Source organism: Pseudoalteromonas sp. SR43-2 (assembly GCF_014163885.1).
In the GTDB taxonomy this organism is placed as follows: domain Bacteria; phylum Pseudomonadota; class Gammaproteobacteria; order Enterobacterales; family Alteromonadaceae; genus Pseudoalteromonas; species Pseudoalteromonas distincta.
The window spans coordinates 24725-42559 of the sequence record NZ_JACJED010000018.1; the positions used below are offsets into that span (position 1 = coordinate 24725).

A 17835-nucleotide genomic window follows, 5' to 3' on the forward strand; every position below is an offset into this window, starting at 1 on the left:
AAAATATTAATTCTTTTTATTTAATATATACGTTTTAACTGCTGCGTTATGCTGTTTTAACGTGGTTGAAAATTGGTGGCTACCATCGCCTTTTGATACAAAGTAAACATATTCACTTTGCGGCGGATTAACTGCAGCTAAAATAGCGGCTTTTGATGGCATTGCAATCGGTGTTGGCGGTAAACCATTAATACGATACGTATTGTAAGGCGTATAATCGCGCAAATCTTTACGTTTAATATCACCATCAAAGTCAGCGCCTAGCCCGTATATTACGGTTGGATCGGTTTGCAGGCGCATATTAGTGTTTAATCGATTAACAAATGCTGATGCAATTAACGGACGTTCACTGGCAAGGCCTGTTTCTTTTTCGATAATTGAAGCCATTATTAGTGCTTCGTATGCTGTTTTATAGGGCAGATTAGCAGCGCGCTGCTGCCAAGCATCATCTAATGTTTGCTGCATTTTTTGTGCTGCACGTTTTAATACACTGCTTGCAGTATCGTTATTATGATAATGGTAAGTGTCGGGGAATAACCAGCCTTCTAAGTGCGTGTCATTACCCAGTATTTGAGTACTTAGTTCGTCAGCTTTTAAATCGTTTTGTAAATTATCAGCTTTTTTAATAGCACTTAGTACTTCACGTAAGTTTTGCCCTTCAATTATGGTAAAACTAAAACTAATTTGCTGACCTTGGTTAATTTTTTTTACGTTGTTAATAACACTATCGGGTGTTAGCTCGTAAAGCCCCGCTTTTAAGTCGGTAAGCGTGGGATCTAATTTGGCAATTACCTGATAACGCCAACAACTTTCCACCCAGTTATTAGCTTGCCATTGTTGGCATAACTTATTAAAGCCAGTGCCATGCTTAACTTCAAATTGTGTGTTTTGTGCTACCTTTAACGGGCTATTTATTGTTGCTTGTAATTGATGGTAACCAACAGCAGTGGTTATAACAGCTAAAAAAAGTACCGATAAAACAACTTTTAACACTCAGCCTCCTTGGCTAATAATTTAGTTAGTAATGCGTGGCTATCGTCTGTATTAAATACCTGTTGCTCAATACGTTTTACAGGTACTGCTCCCATTAAGCTATTACACACAAATACGGCGTCTGCTTGGGTTAAGTCTTCTACTTTCACGCGTTTAAATTCAACAGGCAATTTATCACATAACGATTGTAGATAAACGCCCTTTATTCCGCACTCATCAAGCAATGGCGTAAACACACACTTATTTTTAATCGCAAAAATATTAGCAGCTGAAGCTTCAATTACATTGTTATTGTAATCAAGCACTAATACATCGTCGCAGTTTTGCGTTTGCATTGCTTTTTTAACTAGTACTTGCTCAAGCCGGTTTAGTGTTTTAAGACCCGCTAAATAAGGCTGTGCTGCTAATTTAATTGGGCTTATTTCTAGATTTACACCCTTTTTAACAAGCGCTTCGTAATTATTAGGGTAATCTAATATGCTCAATAAAATAGTAATATTACACTCACTTGGCAGCCCATAGCCACGTCCGCCTTCGCCTCGCGTTACAAGTATTTTAAGCACGTTGAGTGGTGCAGCTTTTATATGCAAAGCAATTTGATTTTCAAGGCGATTAAAGTCTAGCTCAGGAAACCCCAGGCGCTGTGCGCATTCAATCAAACGCGCTTTATGATGAGCCCAATACTGTACTTGCCCATTAACAACTTTAGCCGTTGTAAAAAAGCCGTCACCGTAATTTAAGCCTCTGTCACGCGTGCTTAAAGTGCTGTTTTGATCTACTGCTATTATTGTTTGCATTTTATTTGGCATAAAAAAAAAGCCCAGTTAAACAACTGAGCTCTTATAATTTGATTCGTTGTTAAAAAAGATTATACCTTTTTAAATAGCAACGAGCCATTAGTACCACCAAAACCGAACGAGTTACACAGTGCAAAGTCTAATTTTGCATCACGTGCAGTGTGAGCAATATAATCTAAGTCACACCCTTCATCTGGGTTATCAAGGTTGATAGTTGGCGACACTTTTTGATCTGTCAGTGATAAAATCGAAATAATCGATTCAACCGAGCCTGCAGCACCTAACAAGTGACCCATCATCGATTTAGACGAGCCTACCATTACATCTTTAGCTGCATTACCAAAAATAGACTTAACAGCGGCAGTTTCTGCTTTATCGCCTGCATTTGTAGATGTACCGTGTGCGTTAATGTAACCAATTTGCTCAGCGTTTACTTGCGCATCATTTAGTGCGTTTTGCATTGCAAGGGCAGCACCCGCTCCATCTTCTGGTGGTGATGTCATGTGGTACGCATCGCCGCTCATACCAAAGCCAACAAGCTCAGCATAAATTTTAGCGCCACGTGCTTTAGCATGTTCGTACTCTTCAACTACAACAACACCTGCACCGTCAGAAAGCACAAAGCCATCGCGGTCTTTATCCCAAGGGCGAGAAGCCGCTTGTGGATCGTCATTGCGGGTTGAAAGTGCACGTGCAGCATTAAAGCCACCCATACCAATAGGCGTACAGGCTTTTTCTGCACCGCCAGCAACCATTGCATCTGCATCACCATAGGCAATCATACGCGCGGCATGGCCAATATTATGCAAACCAGTAGTACAGGCAGTTACAATTGAAATATTTGGACCACGAAGTCCATGCATCATTGATAAATGACCTGAGATCATATTAATAATGGTAGACGGCACATAAAATGGCGATAACTTGCGCGGACCACTATTTAATAACTTAATGTGGTTTTCTTCGATAAGCGTTAAGCCACCAATACCAGAGCCCACAGCTACACCTATACGTGTTGCGTTTTGCTCAGTAATTTCAAGGCCTGAATCTTTAAAGGCTTGAACACCCGCTGCAATGCCGTACTGAATAAACAAGTCCATTTTTTTAGTATCTTTCGCTGACATGTATGCAGTTGCATCAAAGTCATTTATTAAACCAGCGAATTTAGTACCAAATTTTGATGTATCAAAGTGGGTTATTGTTTGAATGCCACTTTTGCCATCTAATAAGCCTTGCCAGGTTGATTGAACATCATTACCTAGCGGCGTCAACATTCCTAAGCCAGTTACGACGACTCGACGTTTAGCCACGGTTTGCCTCCAATAAGGGATATTTTACAAGGGGATGATCATACCCAAGCTACCTCAAAGTGCTAGTCCCAAAATAGATTAAAAACGCATAACACAATCAAAATTAATTTTTAGCTAAAATTGAGCATTGAGGCTTAAGTTTTGAATCACGAACTTTGAGGTGGTTTGGATATAAAAAATTAAAGGCAGCGGATGCTGCCTTTAACGTGCGATTAATTACTCAGCGTGTGCTGTTACGTAATCGATAGCAGTTTGTACTGTAGTGATCTTCTCAGCTTCTTCATCTGGGATCTCAGTATCAAACTCTTCTTCAAGAGCCATTACTAGTTCAACAGTATCAAGAGAATCTGCACCTAGGTCATCTACGAAAGAAGATTCATTTTTAACTTCTTCTTCTTTAACACCTAGTTGTTCAATGATAATTTTCTTTACGCGTTCTTGGATATCGCTCATTCTTCTTTCCTTTATTAAAAACGCCGATGCGTTATTTTCAGATTGCCGCGTAGTTTACGCGGCATAATTCTCTGATTCAATGATTTGACCATAAATAATTGTCTGGTCAAACCTCTGAGTGTGTGTTTTGTCTTTTATCGCTTATTTTCGCAGCGATTTCAAGTATGTTTAAAGCAAGTTCACAAATAATTCAATGTTTTTGAGGTAACTTACTTAACTTTATTAGGTAACAATGTGGGTACAATGGTTATTAAACCATGTACATCGCGCCATTTACATGCAAAGTTTCACCTGATACGTACGCAGCCGCGTCAGATGCTAAATAACATACCGCAGCTGCAATTTCGTCTGGTTGGCCTAAACGCCCTGCTGGAACATTTGCAAGTGTTGCTGCTTTTTGCTCGTCAGTTAAATCATCAGTCATATCAGTTTGAATAAAACCAGGTGCCACTACGTTTACTGTAATACCACGTGATGCCACTTCGCGTGCAAGTGACTTAGAAAAACCAATTACGCCTGCTTTAGCCGCTGCATAGTTAGCTTGCCCTGCATTACCCATAGTGCCCACTACTGAGCCAATATTGATAATACGACCTTTCTTTTTCTTCATCATTGGACGAAGTACTGCTTTAGATAAACGGAAAATCGAGCTTAAGTTAGTGTCGATTATATCGTCCCACTCAGTCTCTTTCATACGCATTAATAGGTTATCACGTGTGATACCTGCGTTATTAACAAGTACGTCAATATCGCCAAAATCAGCTTTTATTGCGGCAAGTGTCGCTTCAATAGATGCAGGATCCGTTACGTTTAATGCATAACCTTTACCATTGTCACCTAAGTACTCGCTAATTTTAGCAGCGCCTGACTCGCTTGTAGCAGTACCTGCAACTTTTGCACCTTGCGCAACTAATGTTGTTGCAATTGCTTTACCAATACCACGGCTAGCGCCAGTAATTAGGACAATTTTGCCCTCTAAAGAAAATAAATTAGACATTTTATATACTCTTATTTAGCTGCAGCGATTGAAGCGGCATCGTTTACTGAGCCACAAACCATTGCTTTATCAATTCGTTTCGCAAGCCCTGTTAATACTTTACCAGGACCAAATTCGTAGCTTTGCGTTACATCTTGTGCAACCAAGGCTTGTACTGTTTCTGTCCAGCGAACTGGGCTGTATAGTTGACGTACTAGTGCATCTTTAATTGCATCAGCGGTCGATTCAGCTTTTACATCAACATTATTAATTACATCACACTTAGGTGTATTAAATGTTAAAGCGGCTAAGTCTACCGCTAGCTTATCAGCTGCTGGCTTCATTAGTTCACAATGTGAAGGTACGCTAACCGAAAGTGGTAATGCGCGTTTAGCACCAGCATCTTTACATGCTTGTGATGCTCTATCTACTGCCGCTTTATGCCCTGCAATAACAACTTGACCAGGAGAATTGTAGTTAACTGGAGATACAACCTCACCTTGCGCTGAGGCAGCACATGCCGCTTTTATTTCTTCATCGCCTAAGCCAATAATCGCAGCCATTGAACCTACGCCTGCAGGTACAGCTTCTTGCATGTATAAACCACGGTTTTCAACAAGCTTAACAGCTTCGCTCAAGCTTAGTACGTCGCTACATACTAGTGCTGAATATTCACCTAAGCTGTGCCCGGCCATAACAACGTCTGCATCTGGGTTTGATGCAAGCCAATCACGGTAAATAGCAACACTTGCAGTTAATAATGCAGGTTGTGTACGATGAGTTTGATTTAATTTTTCTTCTGGGCCATTAAGAACTAGCTCTGCTAAGTCGTAACCCAGTGCATCTGATGCTTCTGCAAATGTTGCTTTAACAATGTCAGAACTCTCTAGTAGCTCTTGTAACATACCAACGCTTTGCGAGCCTTGACCTGGGAATAGAAGTGCAATTTTTTGTGCCATACTTTGCTCTTTTTAATTAAACAAATAAATAATGAAATACACGGCACATCAATTATTGATTAACCGCCGTGTCTTTAGAATGTGTTTTTTCGAAAATAGCGGCTATTTTATCAGGAAGTTGACGTTCAACCTCTTTTACCGCTTCATCAATTGCTGCTTGAAATGCTTTAGCTGACGCATTTCCATGACTTTTAACGACAATACCGCGCAATCCTACCAGAGAAGCACCGTTATACTGGTCGGGGTTCACCCTTTTATAGAGTTTTTTTATTATTGGACGCAATATAAACGCCATACATTTATACAAAAGGTGCTTTTCGAGTGCAGCTGTAAACTTATTCATAATAAGCTTGGCAATGCCTTCGCATGTTTTAAGCGCCACGTTACCCACAAACCCTTCGCATACAATAACATCAGCCTTACCAGAAAAAATATCACTTCCTTCGCTATAACCAATGTAATTAATATATGGGCTTTGCTGCATTAATTGTGCAGCCTGTTTAATATCATCGTGGCCTTTAATGTCCTCAGCGCCAATATTTAATAAGCTAACGCGAGGGTTATCACAGCCAAGTGCTTGACCAGCAACTACAGAGCCCATAATGCCAAACTGATACAGCATTTGCGCATCACAATGCACATTAGCACCTAAGTCGAGTAAATATACTGGGTTTTGGCTTTCTGTAGGAACAGATGAAATGAGTGCGGCACGTTTAACACCTGGCAGCATTTTTAATACGTAGTGAGCCATAAAAAATAAAGCGCCGGTATTACCTGAGCTAACACACGCTTGTGCTTCGCCCGATTTAACTAAATCAAGGGCAACACGCATAGATGAATCTTTTTTTGAACGTACAGCAATCGCAGGTTCGCAGGCGTTAGTGACTATTTCACTACAGTGACGAATTATGAGTCTTGGATGAGATAAAGAATCGAGGGATTCGAGTTCTTTAGATATAACGTCTTCATTGCCACATAAAATGAGACTTAAATTGGCATGAGCGTTTACCGCATGAACGGCAGCAGGAATAGATGAACGGGGGCCGTAATCGCCCCCCATCATATCTAACGCTATGGTTAGATCTTTCAGCATATAAGTAATCTCTTATTTAGAAATTACTTGAACGCCTTTGTAGTAACCATCTGCAGTCACATGGTGACGACGATGAGTCTCACCAGATGTTTGATCTACAGTTAAAGTTGGACCACTGATCGCATCGTGTGAACGGCGCATGCCGCGTCTTGCACGAGACTTTTTGCTTTTTTGTACAGCCATAGTCTTCTCCTAAGAATCTTTCTTAAGTTGTTTCAAAATATCAAATGGATTAGGTTTATCATCTTCCGCCTTTAATACACCAAAGCTGGCAGGCTTTGCTGAATAACTGCATGAAGCTTCGTTGTGGGTAGCCACTAATGGAATTGCTAAAATTAGTTCGTCTTCAATTAAATCAAAAACGTTAACTTCACCATTTTCATCAAGTGCTACTTCGTCGTAGTCTTCAGGAAAAATATCTAACTCTGTATCTTCACCTACTGGTGAATATGCAAAGTCTTGAACCAAATCCAACCCTAAATCACCATTACAACGTTGACAAATGACAGTAACATGTGTGGACAAATTGCCTCTAATCACAGCGAAACCTTGATCATCGTTTTTGCAATGTATTTTTACCGCTATTTCACCTACTTCTTCCTGCACAACTTTCTCTAAACGAGTAAGTTTTTCAAGCGGTACAATTCCGTCATACTTTAAACGGTGCTGCGCTGCTTTGCCTGGATGAAGAGTGATGGGAATTTTCACCTTTTGCATAGGGGCTGCATCATATAGATAGTTAGTTTGTTAGTCAAAGTAAAAAACCATTTTTACTTGGTTTTTAACGTGTTTTACTCTCGGATCTGATTTATCCTAACTCAATCTGAATTATCGTAGGAAAACAGTCCATGAAGCTTCCACTCATTTTAGCGTCAAGCTCGCCTTTTAGGCAGTCTTTATTACAAAAATTTAATTTACCCTTTGATAAGTTTTCACCCGACGTTGACGAATCAGCACTTGAATGCGAAACACCTACTGAACTGGTTAAGCGTTTAAGTGAGTTAAAAGCCTCAGCAGCTAATAAACACTTTAAAAAAGGGTTAGCAATTGGATCAGACCAAGTCGCTGTGTTTAACAATCAAATTTTAGGTAAACCGCACAATAAACAAAATGCTCTAAAACAACTAAATTTATTTAGCGGTAATACTGTAACATTTTTAACTGGGCTTTGTGTTTACGATATTGTAACTGGAACAAAAAAAACCTGCGTAGAACCTTTTAATGTGACGTTTAAAACACTCAGTGATGCACAAATTAGTGCTTATTGCGATGCAGAGCAGCCTTATAATTGTGCTGGCAGCTTTAAAAGTGAAGGGTTGGGTATCTGTTTATTTGAAAAGCTAAGCGGAGACGATCCTAATAGCTTAATTGGATTACCATTAATTAAACTCAGCCAATTACTGGCTGAGTTTGGTATTGATGTACTTACTGCTCAAACAAGTTCTAGTTAAATAAATTAACCAAGCAAAACCTGTTGCAATTGCAGATAATTATCTACCGTTGCAACAGGGCTAAGCTCATTTAGCTGCTGTGCGTTATGTACACCCATTGTTACGCCGATTCTATCCATGCCTGCAGCTTTTGCCATTGTCATGTCTATTTGGGTATCACCAATCATTACAGCGTCTTGAGCGCTTATGCCAAGCTCTTCAAGTAATTGATACAGCATATCTGGAGAGGGCTTAGACAGTCCGTCATCGCTTGTACGTGTTGCACTAAAAAAATGTCTAAGTTGGCTTTGATCAAGCAAACGCTCTAATCCATCTCGACCTTTACCTGTTGCAACCGCTAAAACAATGCCCTGCTCTTTTAAGGCACCTAAAACGCTGACAACATTATCAAATACAGGAGTTGGCGTGGTATCAACACTATATTGGTGTTTATACCCTTTAATTAACGCTTGATGCTGCGCGGCATTATCGGGAAATAAAACATCAATTGCTTTTTCAAGCGACATACCAATAATGTTTTTAATTGCTAAATCACTTGGTGGCACTAAATTAAGTGACTCAGCACTACTACGAATACAGTTAACTATTTTAGTGACTGAATCCATAACGGTGCCATCCCAATCAAAAATGACGAGCTTATATTTTTTAATTGGCGTCTCTGCAATCACTGTTTTGCGTCTCGTAATTTTAGTAATGTATTTTTAAGCGTTTTATCAAGGGGCGCTTCAATACGCATCGTTGTTTCGTTTTTAGGATGATAAAAACTTAAATCGTGTGCATGTAAGAATAAGCGGTTTAACCCAACTTTACGCATAGATTCATCAAACCCCTGGTCACCGTATTTATCATCGCACGCGATAGGATGACCTTTACATTGCGTATGAACACGAATTTGGTGCGTACGTCCTGTAACAGGTGATGCTTGTACAAGTGAGCAATCGTTAAAACGTTCAAGTACTTTAAAACGCGTATGCGAAGGCTTGCCCTCAGTGTTATCTACACGTACTACGCGTTCACCCGATTTAAGTGTATTTTTACGCAGCCCTTCGGTCACGTTTTTAGTTTTAGAGTCCCACTGCCCTTCTACAAGTGCCCAGTAATTTTTTTCCATGGTTTTTTCACGAAGCTGTTCATGCAATGCGGTTAACACCGAACGGCGCTTCGCTATAAGTAAACAACCCGATGTATCACGGTCAAGCCTATGAACTAGCTCAAGGCTGCGCTCTTCTGGGCGAAGTGCGCGCAATGCTTCAATTAAACCATAACTTAAACCACTGCCACCATGAACAGCCATACCTGAAGGTTTATTTATGACAATAAGGTATTTATCTTCAAATAAAATATCGTCTTCTAGGCGAGTTACTTTGTCTAACTTTGATGGTACAAACTCTTCACGCTCAGCAACTCTGATAGGTGCAATACGCAGTACATCGTCAAGCTGTAGTTTATATACAGGCTTAATACGCTTTTTATTAACGCGTACCTCACCTTTACGCAAAAGTTTATAAATAGCGCTTTTAGGCACCCCTTTTAAATGGGTAATAAGAAAGTTATCAATACGCTGACCTAAATGGTCTTCATTGATCGTGACATAAGTTACTTGTAAGTCGTTTTTTTCTGACATTGCCTAATCACTAATTTAAGTAAAATAATTTAGTTGCTAACACTGTAATAATAGTGGGATAATCAGCAGCGCAAATATTTAGTATTTGCAAATAACAACGGTGCTTTTTAACACATTAAAACATTCGTGATGCACATTCTGGGTAGCCGATCATACAGATCCGAGTTAAGTTTTCCAAAGCTTTTATGCCTCCTCAGTTAACACGTGCGATCAATTAACGGCAATGCGCGTAATATATTGCTGGTTAAGTTTGAACATGAAGCGATTTTTAATGTGCTAGAGAAAGCAATGAACAGATAATTTGTCTGATAGTGACGACGTAAAAAACGTCGTTCAGCACTAGCTCAATTATTGTAGTACCGTACAGCAGCTTATTTAGAATTAAAAAAATCTAATAAATAAGCGTTCATTAACATCGGTAGCGATTTTTGCTCTTAAAACGGATATTAGCGATACATCAGTATGTATTGCTCACCAACTTAATGAGCCCTACGCACCTAATATGAATGATATTTAGTAAGATTAATATGACAGGCCGACTTCTGGGTAAAACTTGTAAACGTAGCTGAAAAGCCGACAGTTTTAGCACCATCAAGAATTTAATAGCGATAATAATCGCTATTGTTTGCCAGCATTTAAAATACTGCATACGAAATACAGAGCCGTTCCGTTAAAGACCCAGTCGTGAGGCTGCACATTCTAAAAATAGGGACAACTGAACAGGCGAGAAAAACATCGTCATGTCAGCGACATAAATAAGTAGAGTAACAATATGAAACGTATGCTAATCAATGCAACGCAGCAAGAAGAAATGCGCGTAGCACTGGTTGATGGCCAGCGCCTTTATGATTTAGATATCGAAAGCCCAGGTCACGAACAGAAAAAAGCCAATATTTATAAAGGCAAAATCACTCGCATTGAACCATCTCTTGAAGCAGCATTTGTTGATTACGGTGCTGACCGCCATGGTTTCCTTCCTTTAAAAGAAATTGCCCGTACTTACTTCCCTGCAGGTTACACTTTTCATGGTCGCCCTAACATTCGCGACGTAATAAAAGAAGGTCAAGAAGTAATAGTACAAGTTGATAAAGAAGAACGCGGCCAAAAAGGCGCAGCGTTAACTACTTTTATCAGTGTTGCTGGTAGCTATTTAGTGCTTATGCCTAATAACCCTCGCGCCGGCGGTATTTCTCGTCGTATTGAAGGTGATGAGCGAACTGAACTTAAAGAAGCATTAGGTCGTTTAGAACTACCTAAAGGTATGGGCTTGATTGTTCGTACAGCGGGTGTTGGCAAGTCATTTGAAGAACTTAACTACGATTTAAAAGCACTACTAGTACATTGGGATGCAATTAAACAAGCAGCCGATAGTGCTAAAGCACCGTTTTTGATTCACCAAGAAAGCAACGTGATTTTCCGCGCAATACGCGATTATTTACGTCGTGACATTGGCGAAATTTTAATTGATAAACCACGTGTTTTTGAAGAAGCTAAAGCGCACATTGAGCGTTTTCGTCCTGACTTTATGAGCCGTGTTAAGCTTTATCAAGGCGACACTCCTTTATTTACGCATTACCAAATTGAAAGCCAAATTGAGTCTGCATTCCAGCGTGAAGTACGTCTTCCTTCTGGTGGTTCAATTGTAATTGACCCTACTGAAGCACTGACATCTATTGATATCAACTCGTCTAAGGCAACTAAAGGCGGCGATATTGAAGAGACAGCACTTAATACAAACTTAGAAGCGGCCGATGAAATTGCACGTCAATTACGTCTTCGTGACCTAGGTGGTTTAATTGTAATCGACTTTATCGATATGACTCCTCCACGCCATCAACGTGAAGTAGAGAATCGTTTAAAAGATGCAGCGCGCCCAGACCGTGCTCGCGTTCAAATTGGTAAAATCTCACGCTTTGGTTTACTTGAAATGTCGCGCCAGCGTTTGCGTCCTTCATTAGGTGAAGCAAGCCAAGGCCCATGTCCACGTTGTAGTGGCCAAGGTACTATTCGTTCAAACGAATCAATAGCACTTTCAATTCTTCGCTTAATTGAAGAAGAAGCAATTAAAGACAATACAGCACAAGTAAATGCACAAGTGCCTGTTGCTGTTGCTGCTTATTTATTAAATGAGCAACGTCGTAGTGTTCATCGCATTGAAAAACATCATAAATGTGACGTAGTGATTATTCCAAATCAACATATGGAAACACCACATTATGAAGTTATGCGCTTACGTAAAGACGAAACACTTGAAACTGTAAGTTATGGACAAGTTGTTGCGCCGGAGCCTGAAGTATTTGAGATGTCAAAATCTCCTAGTGCACCAGTACGTGAAGAGCCAATGCTAAAAGGCGTAGTTATGCCTTCTACTCCAGCTCCACAAGCAGCTCCGGCTAAAGCAGTAGAGCCTGCAGCGCCAGTACAAACTAAAACTGAAGGTGGCTTACTAGCTGCTATTGGTAATTGGTTTAAGTCGTTATTTGTAAGTGAATCTGAAGAAGAGAAAAAAGAAGCTGTAGAAAAAGAGCAGCAAGAAACGCGCAATAATGCGCGTCGTGGTAACGATAATCGTCGTCGTAATAACAATCAACGTCGTCGTAATAATAACCCACGCACTAACAAGCCGCGCAATGAGCGTCCAGCCGCTGAAGAGGAAGCTAAAACTGACTCAGCAGCAAGCACCGAGACTCAAGAGAGAAGCGAGAACCGCAACAAGCGCCGTCGTAATCCTAACTCTCGTAAGCGCCCAGAGCATAAAAACCAAGAAAAAGATCAAGTTAAAACTGAAGCCCCTGCAAAGGCGGAAGTAGAAACTGATTCTAAGCCAGCACAAGCTGCAGAGCCAAAAGAGCAAAAGCCTAAAGTTCGCCGTCAACGTCGTAACATACGTAAAAAAGTACGTCTGCAAGATGAAAAAGCTGAGCAAGCTAACTCAACAGAGCAAGCACCTGAGCAAACGGCTGTAACTGAAACTCCACAAGTTCAAGAGCAAGCTCCTGCTGTAGAAAAGCAAAAGCAAACTCCGGCAGAAAAAACAGCTCACATTAAAGAAGAGAAAGTTGATGTTGTTGATTCTAACGATGAAACAGCAACTACTGAAGACGAACAAGAGCAAACACGTACACGTTCACGTCGTTCTCCTCGTCATCTTCGTGCATCTGGTCAACGTCGTCGTCGCCCTGAAGGTGAAGCAGAAGTTAAATCTGATGAAGCTCCTGCATTTATTCCAGTTGCTGATCAAGCTGCTGCAGAATACGAAGCAGAACTTAAAGCTAAATCAGAAGAAACACCGGTAGATGCGTCGCAACAAGTTGAACAAGCCGTTGCGGTTGAAGATTTAGCAAAAGTTGAAGCTGTAGAAGAGCCAGTAAAAGCTAAAGAACCGGCTAAAGCTGAAACGCCTGTGGTAACTGAAGAGCCAACTAAGGTTGAAGCGCCAGTAGCAACTGAAGAGCCTGCTAAAGCTGAAACGCCAGTAGTAACTGAAGAACCTGCTAAAGTTGAAACGCCAGTAGCAACTGAAGAGCCAGCTAAAGTTGAAACGCCAGTAGCAACTGAAGAGTCTGCTAAAGCTGAAACATCAGTAGTAACTGAAGAGCCTGCTAAAGTTGAAGCAAAAGTGAAAACTGAAAAATCAGCACCGCATGTTAAAACAGCAGTTACTCAAGGGTCAGCAAGTGCGCCAATGGCACAACCTACTCCTGTAGCTGATAGCGAAGTGAAACATACGTCTGTAGCAATGGATCACGATAAACGTGAACTAGTTCCAGACAGTGGTTTACGTGCAGGTTCAATCAAACCTGCTGGTCGTGCGAGCTCTGCAATGACTAAAACAATGAGTGTTGATTAATAACTAACATTCATTTAAAAGCCCCGCTATTTAATAAATAGCGGGGCTTTTTTGTTTATATGATTTGAATAATTATTAAAGTTTCTTCACGCCCACAATAAGCGATTTATTCACAAAGAGGTAAAGAGACGCTGCGCTTTTAGAGGTAGTAAAAAGGCTAAGTCTTGTTAATAAAGCACGACTTGTGTTTTCTCATTTACTCCTCTTTCACTTCTCTATGTGAAATAGATCTTTTAGTGGTTTTGTTAGCAAAGAAATTAAATAAACAGAAGCGGTGCTTCTCGTGTAAGCAAGCTTCACTACTTCAGCCGAAATTTAAAACCGAATAAGATTAACCTGTAGACGCACAACTTGTTGGCGTGACGGGCTCAAAGCCCGTAAAAAGTAATTTTTTCACAAAGAGGTTAAGAGACGCTGCGCTTTTAGAGGTAGTAATAAGGCTAAGCCTGTCAATAAAGCAAGACTTGTGTTTTCTCATTTACTTCTCTTTCACTTCTCTTTGTGAAATAGATCTTTTAGTGGTTTTGTTAGCAAATAAATTAAATAAACAGAAGCGTTGCTTCTCGTGTAAGCAAGCTTCACTACTACAGCCAAAATTTAACACAATGAATAAAATTAACCTGTAGACGCACAACTTGTTAGCGTGACGGGCACAAAGCCCGTAAAAAGTAATTTTTTCACAAAGAGGTTAAGAGACGCTGCGCTTTTAGAGGTAGTAATAAGTCTAAGTCTTGCTAACTATAAAAAGCCCCGCTAGTAAACCATCGCTTGTGTTTTCTCATTTACTCCTCTTTCACTTCTCTATGTGAAATAAATCTTTAAGGTTTTTTTCCGATGCAACGAATTTATATACCGATACAAAAAAGCGCGATATAGATACCGCGCTCTTAAATCAGATTTTTAACTTAACTTGTTAAATTTACTCGCTTTCACTTTCCATAAAACGTTGTAACTGATCTTTTAAGTTTGGCGGAATACCTTTAATTACAAGTGTGTCAGTTGCCTCGTTGTAAGTTACGCGCTCACCTAAGTGTTTACGTTCAAAGCTTACACTCACACCACCACCAAGACCTGAGAACTTAACCATGCTGGTTACGGTTTTCTTATCAACAGGGAAAGTTTCTTCTAAATCGTAACTTTGCTCTTTACAAAAACTATCAAACGGGCTGTCATCGCCTTTTGTAAGCGTTGCAGATAGCTCGCTTACGCTGGCATCTTCACCAGTTGTCACACAGTCATTACAGTAGTCAAAAACTTGTTTACGTAAATCGTCTTTTTCTGATTTATCAAATTGTTGCTCAGATAAATAATCCTCTACTGCGCTGAGCATTACTTGGCTTTGCTGTTTTGAATCAATACCCTCTTCACAACCTAAAAAGTCTAAGAAAAAGTCAGCAACTTTACGTCCAGCTCGCCCTTTGATAAATGAAATATAACGGTTGTCGTCAGCTTGTGTATCCCACGCTGTTAAATCGATACGAGCAGCAAGTTGCATGCGTGATATGTCTAAATGACGAGAAGCGGCTAAATCAAGCTCTGAGGTCATAGAATAATGCTCTTTGATGTTAATCATCGCAATTAGCATGTAATCAGTTGCAACGTACTGGTAATGACAAAATACTAAATAGCCTGTTTCACTAAATGCATACTTATCAAGCTCTTCTTTTAAAACCGTTGAGGCTTGCTCGGTCATATGCCAAAAGCCTAACTCATCGTTACGGTAACTTTGCATTGCAGATGCTACAACACTGTTTTTGTCACCACTGAAAGTACAATAACCTTTACCAGGTTTACCATTGTATGCATGATGTAATTGTTCGATAAAAACGGCTACTTTATCGTTAATTACCATCTCATCATTTCGAAGGTGAATTTGCGTATCGTCGTCTTTTTTGTCTACATAGTGAACGACTAATTTTTTAACGTCTGTTGTCATCTTTGTTTTTCACGCCTCTAGTGTTAAAATACGAGAATATAACTATTTTATTGAACCAACTAATGCCAATCTTATCAAAATACTCTAATGAAGAAGTAGAACAAATCGTCGATCAGCTTATTGATGTGCTAACTAAACACAATGCGCCGGTTGATTTAAGTCTCATGTGTTTAGGAAATTCTATCACGCATATCTTAAAAGAGCATGTACCAACAGGGAAAAGACAAGCTGTAACCGAGAACTTTGCAAAAGCGCTCGCGCAGTCGGTTAAGTAAAATTTATGAATTTATCGCAGCACAATCAATTTTCATCAAAAGCGAGTCAGCTGCTAAGTTGGGGGCATTGGTTTACCTTTGCCAATATCGGCTTAGCCCTACTTATTAGCTTAAGCTATTTATTTGCAGACTCGCCACCTACAAGCTTTTTAGGCATTACCTATATGCTAGTTACTTGGCTAAGCCACACTAGTTTTATAGCCTTTTTAGCGTTTGTGCTGACGGTATTTCCGCTTAGTTTAATATTCCCCTACCCACGACACATTCGTGGCATGGCCGCTGTAATAGCCACTGTAGGCGCATCATTGCTTACTCTTGATGCTTATGTGTATGTTAATTTAGGTTATCACCTAAGTATATCTGCCTTACCTGAAATCATTTCATTGTTGTGGCATCGTTTAACAAGCTCTCCTGCTTTAACAACAATTTTAGCCAGTGGTATTGTTGTTGTTATTTTAGGCTTTCAGCTACTTGTTAGTAATTACACATGGCACCACCTTGAGCGTTTAAAGCAATATAAATTTGCACGTTACGCAATTTCTTTTTTAATCGTGTGTTTTTCGCTTAGCCACAGTATTCATATTTGGGCTGACGCCAATTTAAACTTTGACGTAACAAAACAAGATAATGTTTTGCCACTTTCATACCCTACTACTGCTAAAAGCTTGTTAGCTAAAAATGATCTGCTAGATATAGAAAGCTACGAGCAAGCACACAACGTAAAAATTAATAACCAAAATATTAGTTATCAAATGCCAAGCCCGCTTGAAAAATGCGAGGACTACACACAAGCTAATGTAGATATATTTGTATTTGAAACTCAACAACAACTCGAAAAATTTGTTGCCGAGAATAAAAACATGCATAAAACAGAGCAGTTTTTACAGCCAACAAATCATGACGATACGCTATTTAGCTTAGTTTATGGTTTACCCGCTTTTTATAAAGCAGCAATTTTAACCGAGCAAACACTCCCTGTTTGGCAAAGTCAGCGCCGTAGCATTGAAGTAAATGGCATTGAAGAACTAAGCTTTATTAATGATCAAGCACATAGCTCTAGTGCTATTCGAGTAATTAAAGCGAGTGATACCCCTACTGTTCGAGATGATGAAACACAGGTTTTTGCTTTTAGTCTTGCCAATAACAAGCAAGAAGTAGTAACCACCTCAACTTTATACAGCTCTGACAAACGTATTTCTAAAGTAGATGGGTTAATTCAACCTAGCGATTTAATTGCAACAAGCGTTGGGCAATATTTAAATTGCAAAGCTATTGCCAAGCAAACAATGCTAGGCGTTAATCTATACAAGAAAAAAGACGATATGGGCGTGAACTACTCTCAGGGTGTTGTTATAGCCTATAAAAAAGATAGGATTACCTTAATAGATTCAGATGGTAACTTTAAAAACATTTCCGCCGCTGAAGGTTTTTCTATTGAACAAGGTTTAGATATACCATTTTTAGTACAGAGTATTAAAAAGCTCAAAACCTTTACCCAATAACAGTTATCCTAACCTAGCTTGATATACCACCAAGCTAGGTTATAGTTTTATATTGTTGTTAGATATAAAAACCAAGGATGACATGTATGTTTAAAACTTCTCGTTATATTCTCCATTCTAGCTTTTTACTTATCAGTTTTTTTAGCTTCAGCGATACCACTTACTACAAATGTGTAACAGAAAAAGGCACTGTCTTTTCTCAACTGCCGTGTGACGACGAAGCAACGACTTATAAAGTTAACACAACGGGTAATCAGTATTCTGGTCCTAAGGTTGACTACACTAAACAACTAAACGAACTTGAGCGTGAAAGGCTTCTATCTGGCTTACAGGCAGAGCTTCGCAGTAATAACAATAAACTAACAATACTTGATCGTAATAAAGAGCGTGCTGAATACAAACAACAAGAGCGGTTAAATCATATTTTAGCCATTGATGATAAAAAGCGTATTACTAAAGACATTACTAAAAAACTAAAAATAATCAATAAAACATATAAGAAAAACGTATCGGCTGTGACTAAAAAAATTAAAATTCTCGAAAAAAAGATAGCTCAATTCCAATAAGTTACTCTTAGTTAGTAAGTAACATTTATCTTGGTTTTAAACCTAAAATA

The 17835-nt window shown here is 39.5% G+C and carries 17 protein-coding genes; 5 read left to right on the forward strand and 12 right to left on the reverse strand.

Translation table 11 applies throughout. From position 1 onward, the window contains the following. Positions 1 to 6: 6 nt before the first annotated feature. From mltG to yceD, 9 genes are all read right to left on the reverse strand, one after another. The gene (gene mltG / locus H5120_RS14780; protein ID WP_182675332.1) at positions 7 to 993 is read right to left on the reverse strand and encodes an endolytic transglycosylase MltG; all 987 of its coding nucleotides are present in this window, start codon (positions 991 to 993) and stop codon (positions 7 to 9) included. Next, the gene (gene pabC / locus H5120_RS14785) at positions 987 to 1802 is read right to left on the reverse strand and encodes an aminodeoxychorismate lyase (RefSeq protein WP_182675334.1); all 816 of its coding nucleotides are present in this window, start codon (positions 1800 to 1802) and stop codon (positions 987 to 989) included. Before pabC ends, mltG begins: the two co-directional genes overlap by 7 nt. A gap of 59 nt (positions 1803 to 1861) precedes the next feature. Next, entirely contained in the window at positions 1862 to 3100 is a 1239-nt protein-coding gene (gene fabF / locus H5120_RS14790; RefSeq protein WP_002962376.1) for a beta-ketoacyl-ACP synthase II, read from the reverse strand. Positions 3101 to 3316: 216 nt separating this feature from the next. Then, positions 3317 to 3553: an acyl carrier protein gene (acpP, locus tag H5120_RS14795; protein ID WP_002962377.1), complete on the reverse strand. Its 237-nt coding sequence runs from the start codon at positions 3551 to 3553 to the stop codon at positions 3317 to 3319. Between the two features lie 250 nt (positions 3554 to 3803). Continuing rightward, entirely contained in the window at positions 3804 to 4550 is a 747-nt protein-coding gene (gene fabG, locus H5120_RS14800) for a 3-oxoacyl-ACP reductase FabG (protein ID WP_002962378.1), read from the reverse strand. A gap of 11 nt (positions 4551 to 4561) precedes the next feature. Beyond that, positions 4562 to 5488 carry an ACP S-malonyltransferase gene (fabD, locus tag H5120_RS14805; RefSeq protein ID WP_182675336.1) on the reverse strand — a complete coding sequence of 309 codons (927 nt, stop codon included), beginning with the start codon at positions 5486 to 5488 and terminating at the stop codon, positions 4562 to 4564. Positions 5489 to 5540: 52 nt separating this feature from the next. Continuing rightward, on the reverse strand, positions 5541 to 6581 hold the full coding sequence (gene plsX / locus H5120_RS14810; protein WP_182675338.1) for a phosphate acyltransferase PlsX: 1041 nt from the start codon (positions 6579 to 6581) through the stop codon (positions 5541 to 5543). Between the two features lie 12 nt (positions 6582 to 6593). Next, the gene (gene rpmF, locus H5120_RS14815) at positions 6594 to 6764 is read right to left on the reverse strand and encodes a 50S ribosomal protein L32 (RefSeq protein WP_002962381.1); all 171 of its coding nucleotides are present in this window, start codon (positions 6762 to 6764) and stop codon (positions 6594 to 6596) included. 9 nt (positions 6765 to 6773) lie between these two features. Next, a complete protein-coding gene (gene yceD / locus H5120_RS14820) occupies positions 6774 to 7298 on the reverse strand; it encodes a 23S rRNA accumulation protein YceD (RefSeq protein WP_007375269.1) in 525 nt (174 codons plus the stop codon). 131 nt (positions 7299 to 7429) lie between these two features. Here yceD and H5120_RS14825 point away from each other — a divergent pair, with 131 nt between their 5' ends. Continuing rightward, complete coding sequence (locus H5120_RS14825) at positions 7430 to 8032, forward strand: nucleoside triphosphate pyrophosphatase (RefSeq protein ID WP_182675340.1); 603 nt, start codon at positions 7430 to 7432, stop codon at positions 8030 to 8032. Positions 8033 to 8037: 5 nt separating this feature from the next. On the opposite strand, the gene H5120_RS14830 is transcribed toward H5120_RS14825, so the two are convergent. Together H5120_RS14830 and rluC are read right to left on the reverse strand one after the other, a co-directional pair. Then, positions 8038 to 8700 (reverse strand): HAD-IA family hydrolase, encoded by a 663-nt coding sequence (locus H5120_RS14830; RefSeq protein ID WP_182675342.1) that lies wholly within the window; start codon positions 8698 to 8700, stop codon positions 8038 to 8040. After that, positions 8697 to 9656 (reverse strand): 23S rRNA pseudouridine(955/2504/2580) synthase RluC, encoded by a 960-nt coding sequence (gene rluC / locus H5120_RS14835; protein ID WP_165742892.1) that lies wholly within the window; start codon positions 9654 to 9656, stop codon positions 8697 to 8699. The genes H5120_RS14830 and rluC overlap by 4 nt, the downstream gene beginning before the upstream one ends. Positions 9657 to 10428: 772 nt before the next feature. Between rluC and rne the strand changes: the two genes are divergently transcribed. After that, entirely contained in the window at positions 10429 to 13506 is a 3078-nt protein-coding gene (gene rne / locus H5120_RS14840) for a ribonuclease E (protein ID WP_182675344.1), read from the forward strand. A gap of 919 nt (positions 13507 to 14425) precedes the next feature. On the opposite strand, the gene yejK is transcribed toward rne, so the two are convergent. Beyond that, entirely contained in the window at positions 14426 to 15442 is a 1017-nt protein-coding gene (yejK, locus tag H5120_RS14845) for a nucleoid-associated protein YejK (protein ID WP_182675346.1), read from the reverse strand. 62 nt (positions 15443 to 15504) lie between these two features. Here yejK and H5120_RS14850 point away from each other — a divergent pair, with 62 nt between their 5' ends. The 3 genes from H5120_RS14850 to H5120_RS14860 all read left to right on the forward strand — a co-directional run bounded on the left by H5120_RS14850 (position 15505) and on the right by H5120_RS14860 (position 17785). Next, positions 15505 to 15717 carry a DUF1414 domain-containing protein gene (locus H5120_RS14850; protein ID WP_002961475.1) on the forward strand — a complete coding sequence of 71 codons (213 nt, stop codon included), beginning with the start codon at positions 15505 to 15507 and terminating at the stop codon, positions 15715 to 15717. Positions 15718 to 15722: 5 nt separating this feature from the next. Beyond that, on the forward strand, positions 15723 to 17219 hold the full coding sequence (locus H5120_RS14855; protein ID WP_182675348.1) for a DUF3413 domain-containing protein: 1497 nt from the start codon (positions 15723 to 15725) through the stop codon (positions 17217 to 17219). Positions 17220 to 17305: 86 nt separating this feature from the next. Further along, positions 17306 to 17785 carry a DUF4124 domain-containing protein gene (locus H5120_RS14860; RefSeq protein WP_182675351.1) on the forward strand — a complete coding sequence of 160 codons (480 nt, stop codon included), beginning with the start codon at positions 17306 to 17308 and terminating at the stop codon, positions 17783 to 17785. The last annotated feature ends 50 nt before the right edge of the window (positions 17786 to 17835 follow it).

Excerpts from the sequence above, each read along its gene's own strand:
- yejK (WP_182675346.1), bottom strand. The coding sequence starts at position 15,442 with ATGACAACAGACGTTAAAAAATTAGTCGTTCACTATGTAGACAAAAAA.
- fabD (WP_182675336.1), bottom strand. The coding sequence starts at position 5,488 with ATGGCACAAAAAATTGCACTTCTATTCCCAGGTCAAGGCTCGCAAAGC.
- plsX (WP_182675338.1), bottom strand. The coding sequence starts at position 6,581 with ATGCTGAAAGATCTAACCATAGCGTTAGATATGATGGGGGGCGATTAC.
- rpmF (WP_002962381.1), bottom strand. The coding sequence starts at position 6,764 with ATGGCTGTACAAAAAAGCAAAAAGTCTCGTGCAAGACGCGGCATGCGC.
- yceD (WP_007375269.1), bottom strand. The coding sequence starts at position 7,298 with ATGCAAAAGGTGAAAATTCCCATCACTCTTCATCCAGGCAAAGCAGCG.
- rne (WP_182675344.1), top strand. The coding sequence starts at position 10,429 with ATGAAACGTATGCTAATCAATGCAACGCAGCAAGAAGAAATGCGCGTA.
- rluC (WP_165742892.1), bottom strand. The coding sequence starts at position 9,656 with ATGTCAGAAAAAAACGACTTACAAGTAACTTATGTCACGATCAATGAA.
- acpP (WP_002962377.1), bottom strand. The coding sequence starts at position 3,553 with ATGAGCGATATCCAAGAACGCGTAAAGAAAATTATCATTGAACAACTA.
- H5120_RS14850 (WP_002961475.1), top strand. The coding sequence starts at position 15,505 with ATGCCAATCTTATCAAAATACTCTAATGAAGAAGTAGAACAAATCGTC.
- fabG (WP_002962378.1), bottom strand. The coding sequence starts at position 4,550 with ATGTCTAATTTATTTTCTTTAGAGGGCAAAATTGTCCTAATTACTGGC.
- H5120_RS14860 (WP_182675351.1), top strand. The coding sequence starts at position 17,306 with ATGTTTAAAACTTCTCGTTATATTCTCCATTCTAGCTTTTTACTTATC.
- H5120_RS14855 (WP_182675348.1), top strand. The coding sequence starts at position 15,723 with ATGAATTTATCGCAGCACAATCAATTTTCATCAAAAGCGAGTCAGCTG.
- pabC (WP_182675334.1), bottom strand. The coding sequence starts at position 1,802 with ATGCCAAATAAAATGCAAACAATAATAGCAGTAGATCAAAACAGCACT.
- H5120_RS14825 (WP_182675340.1), top strand. The coding sequence starts at position 7,430 with ATGAAGCTTCCACTCATTTTAGCGTCAAGCTCGCCTTTTAGGCAGTCT.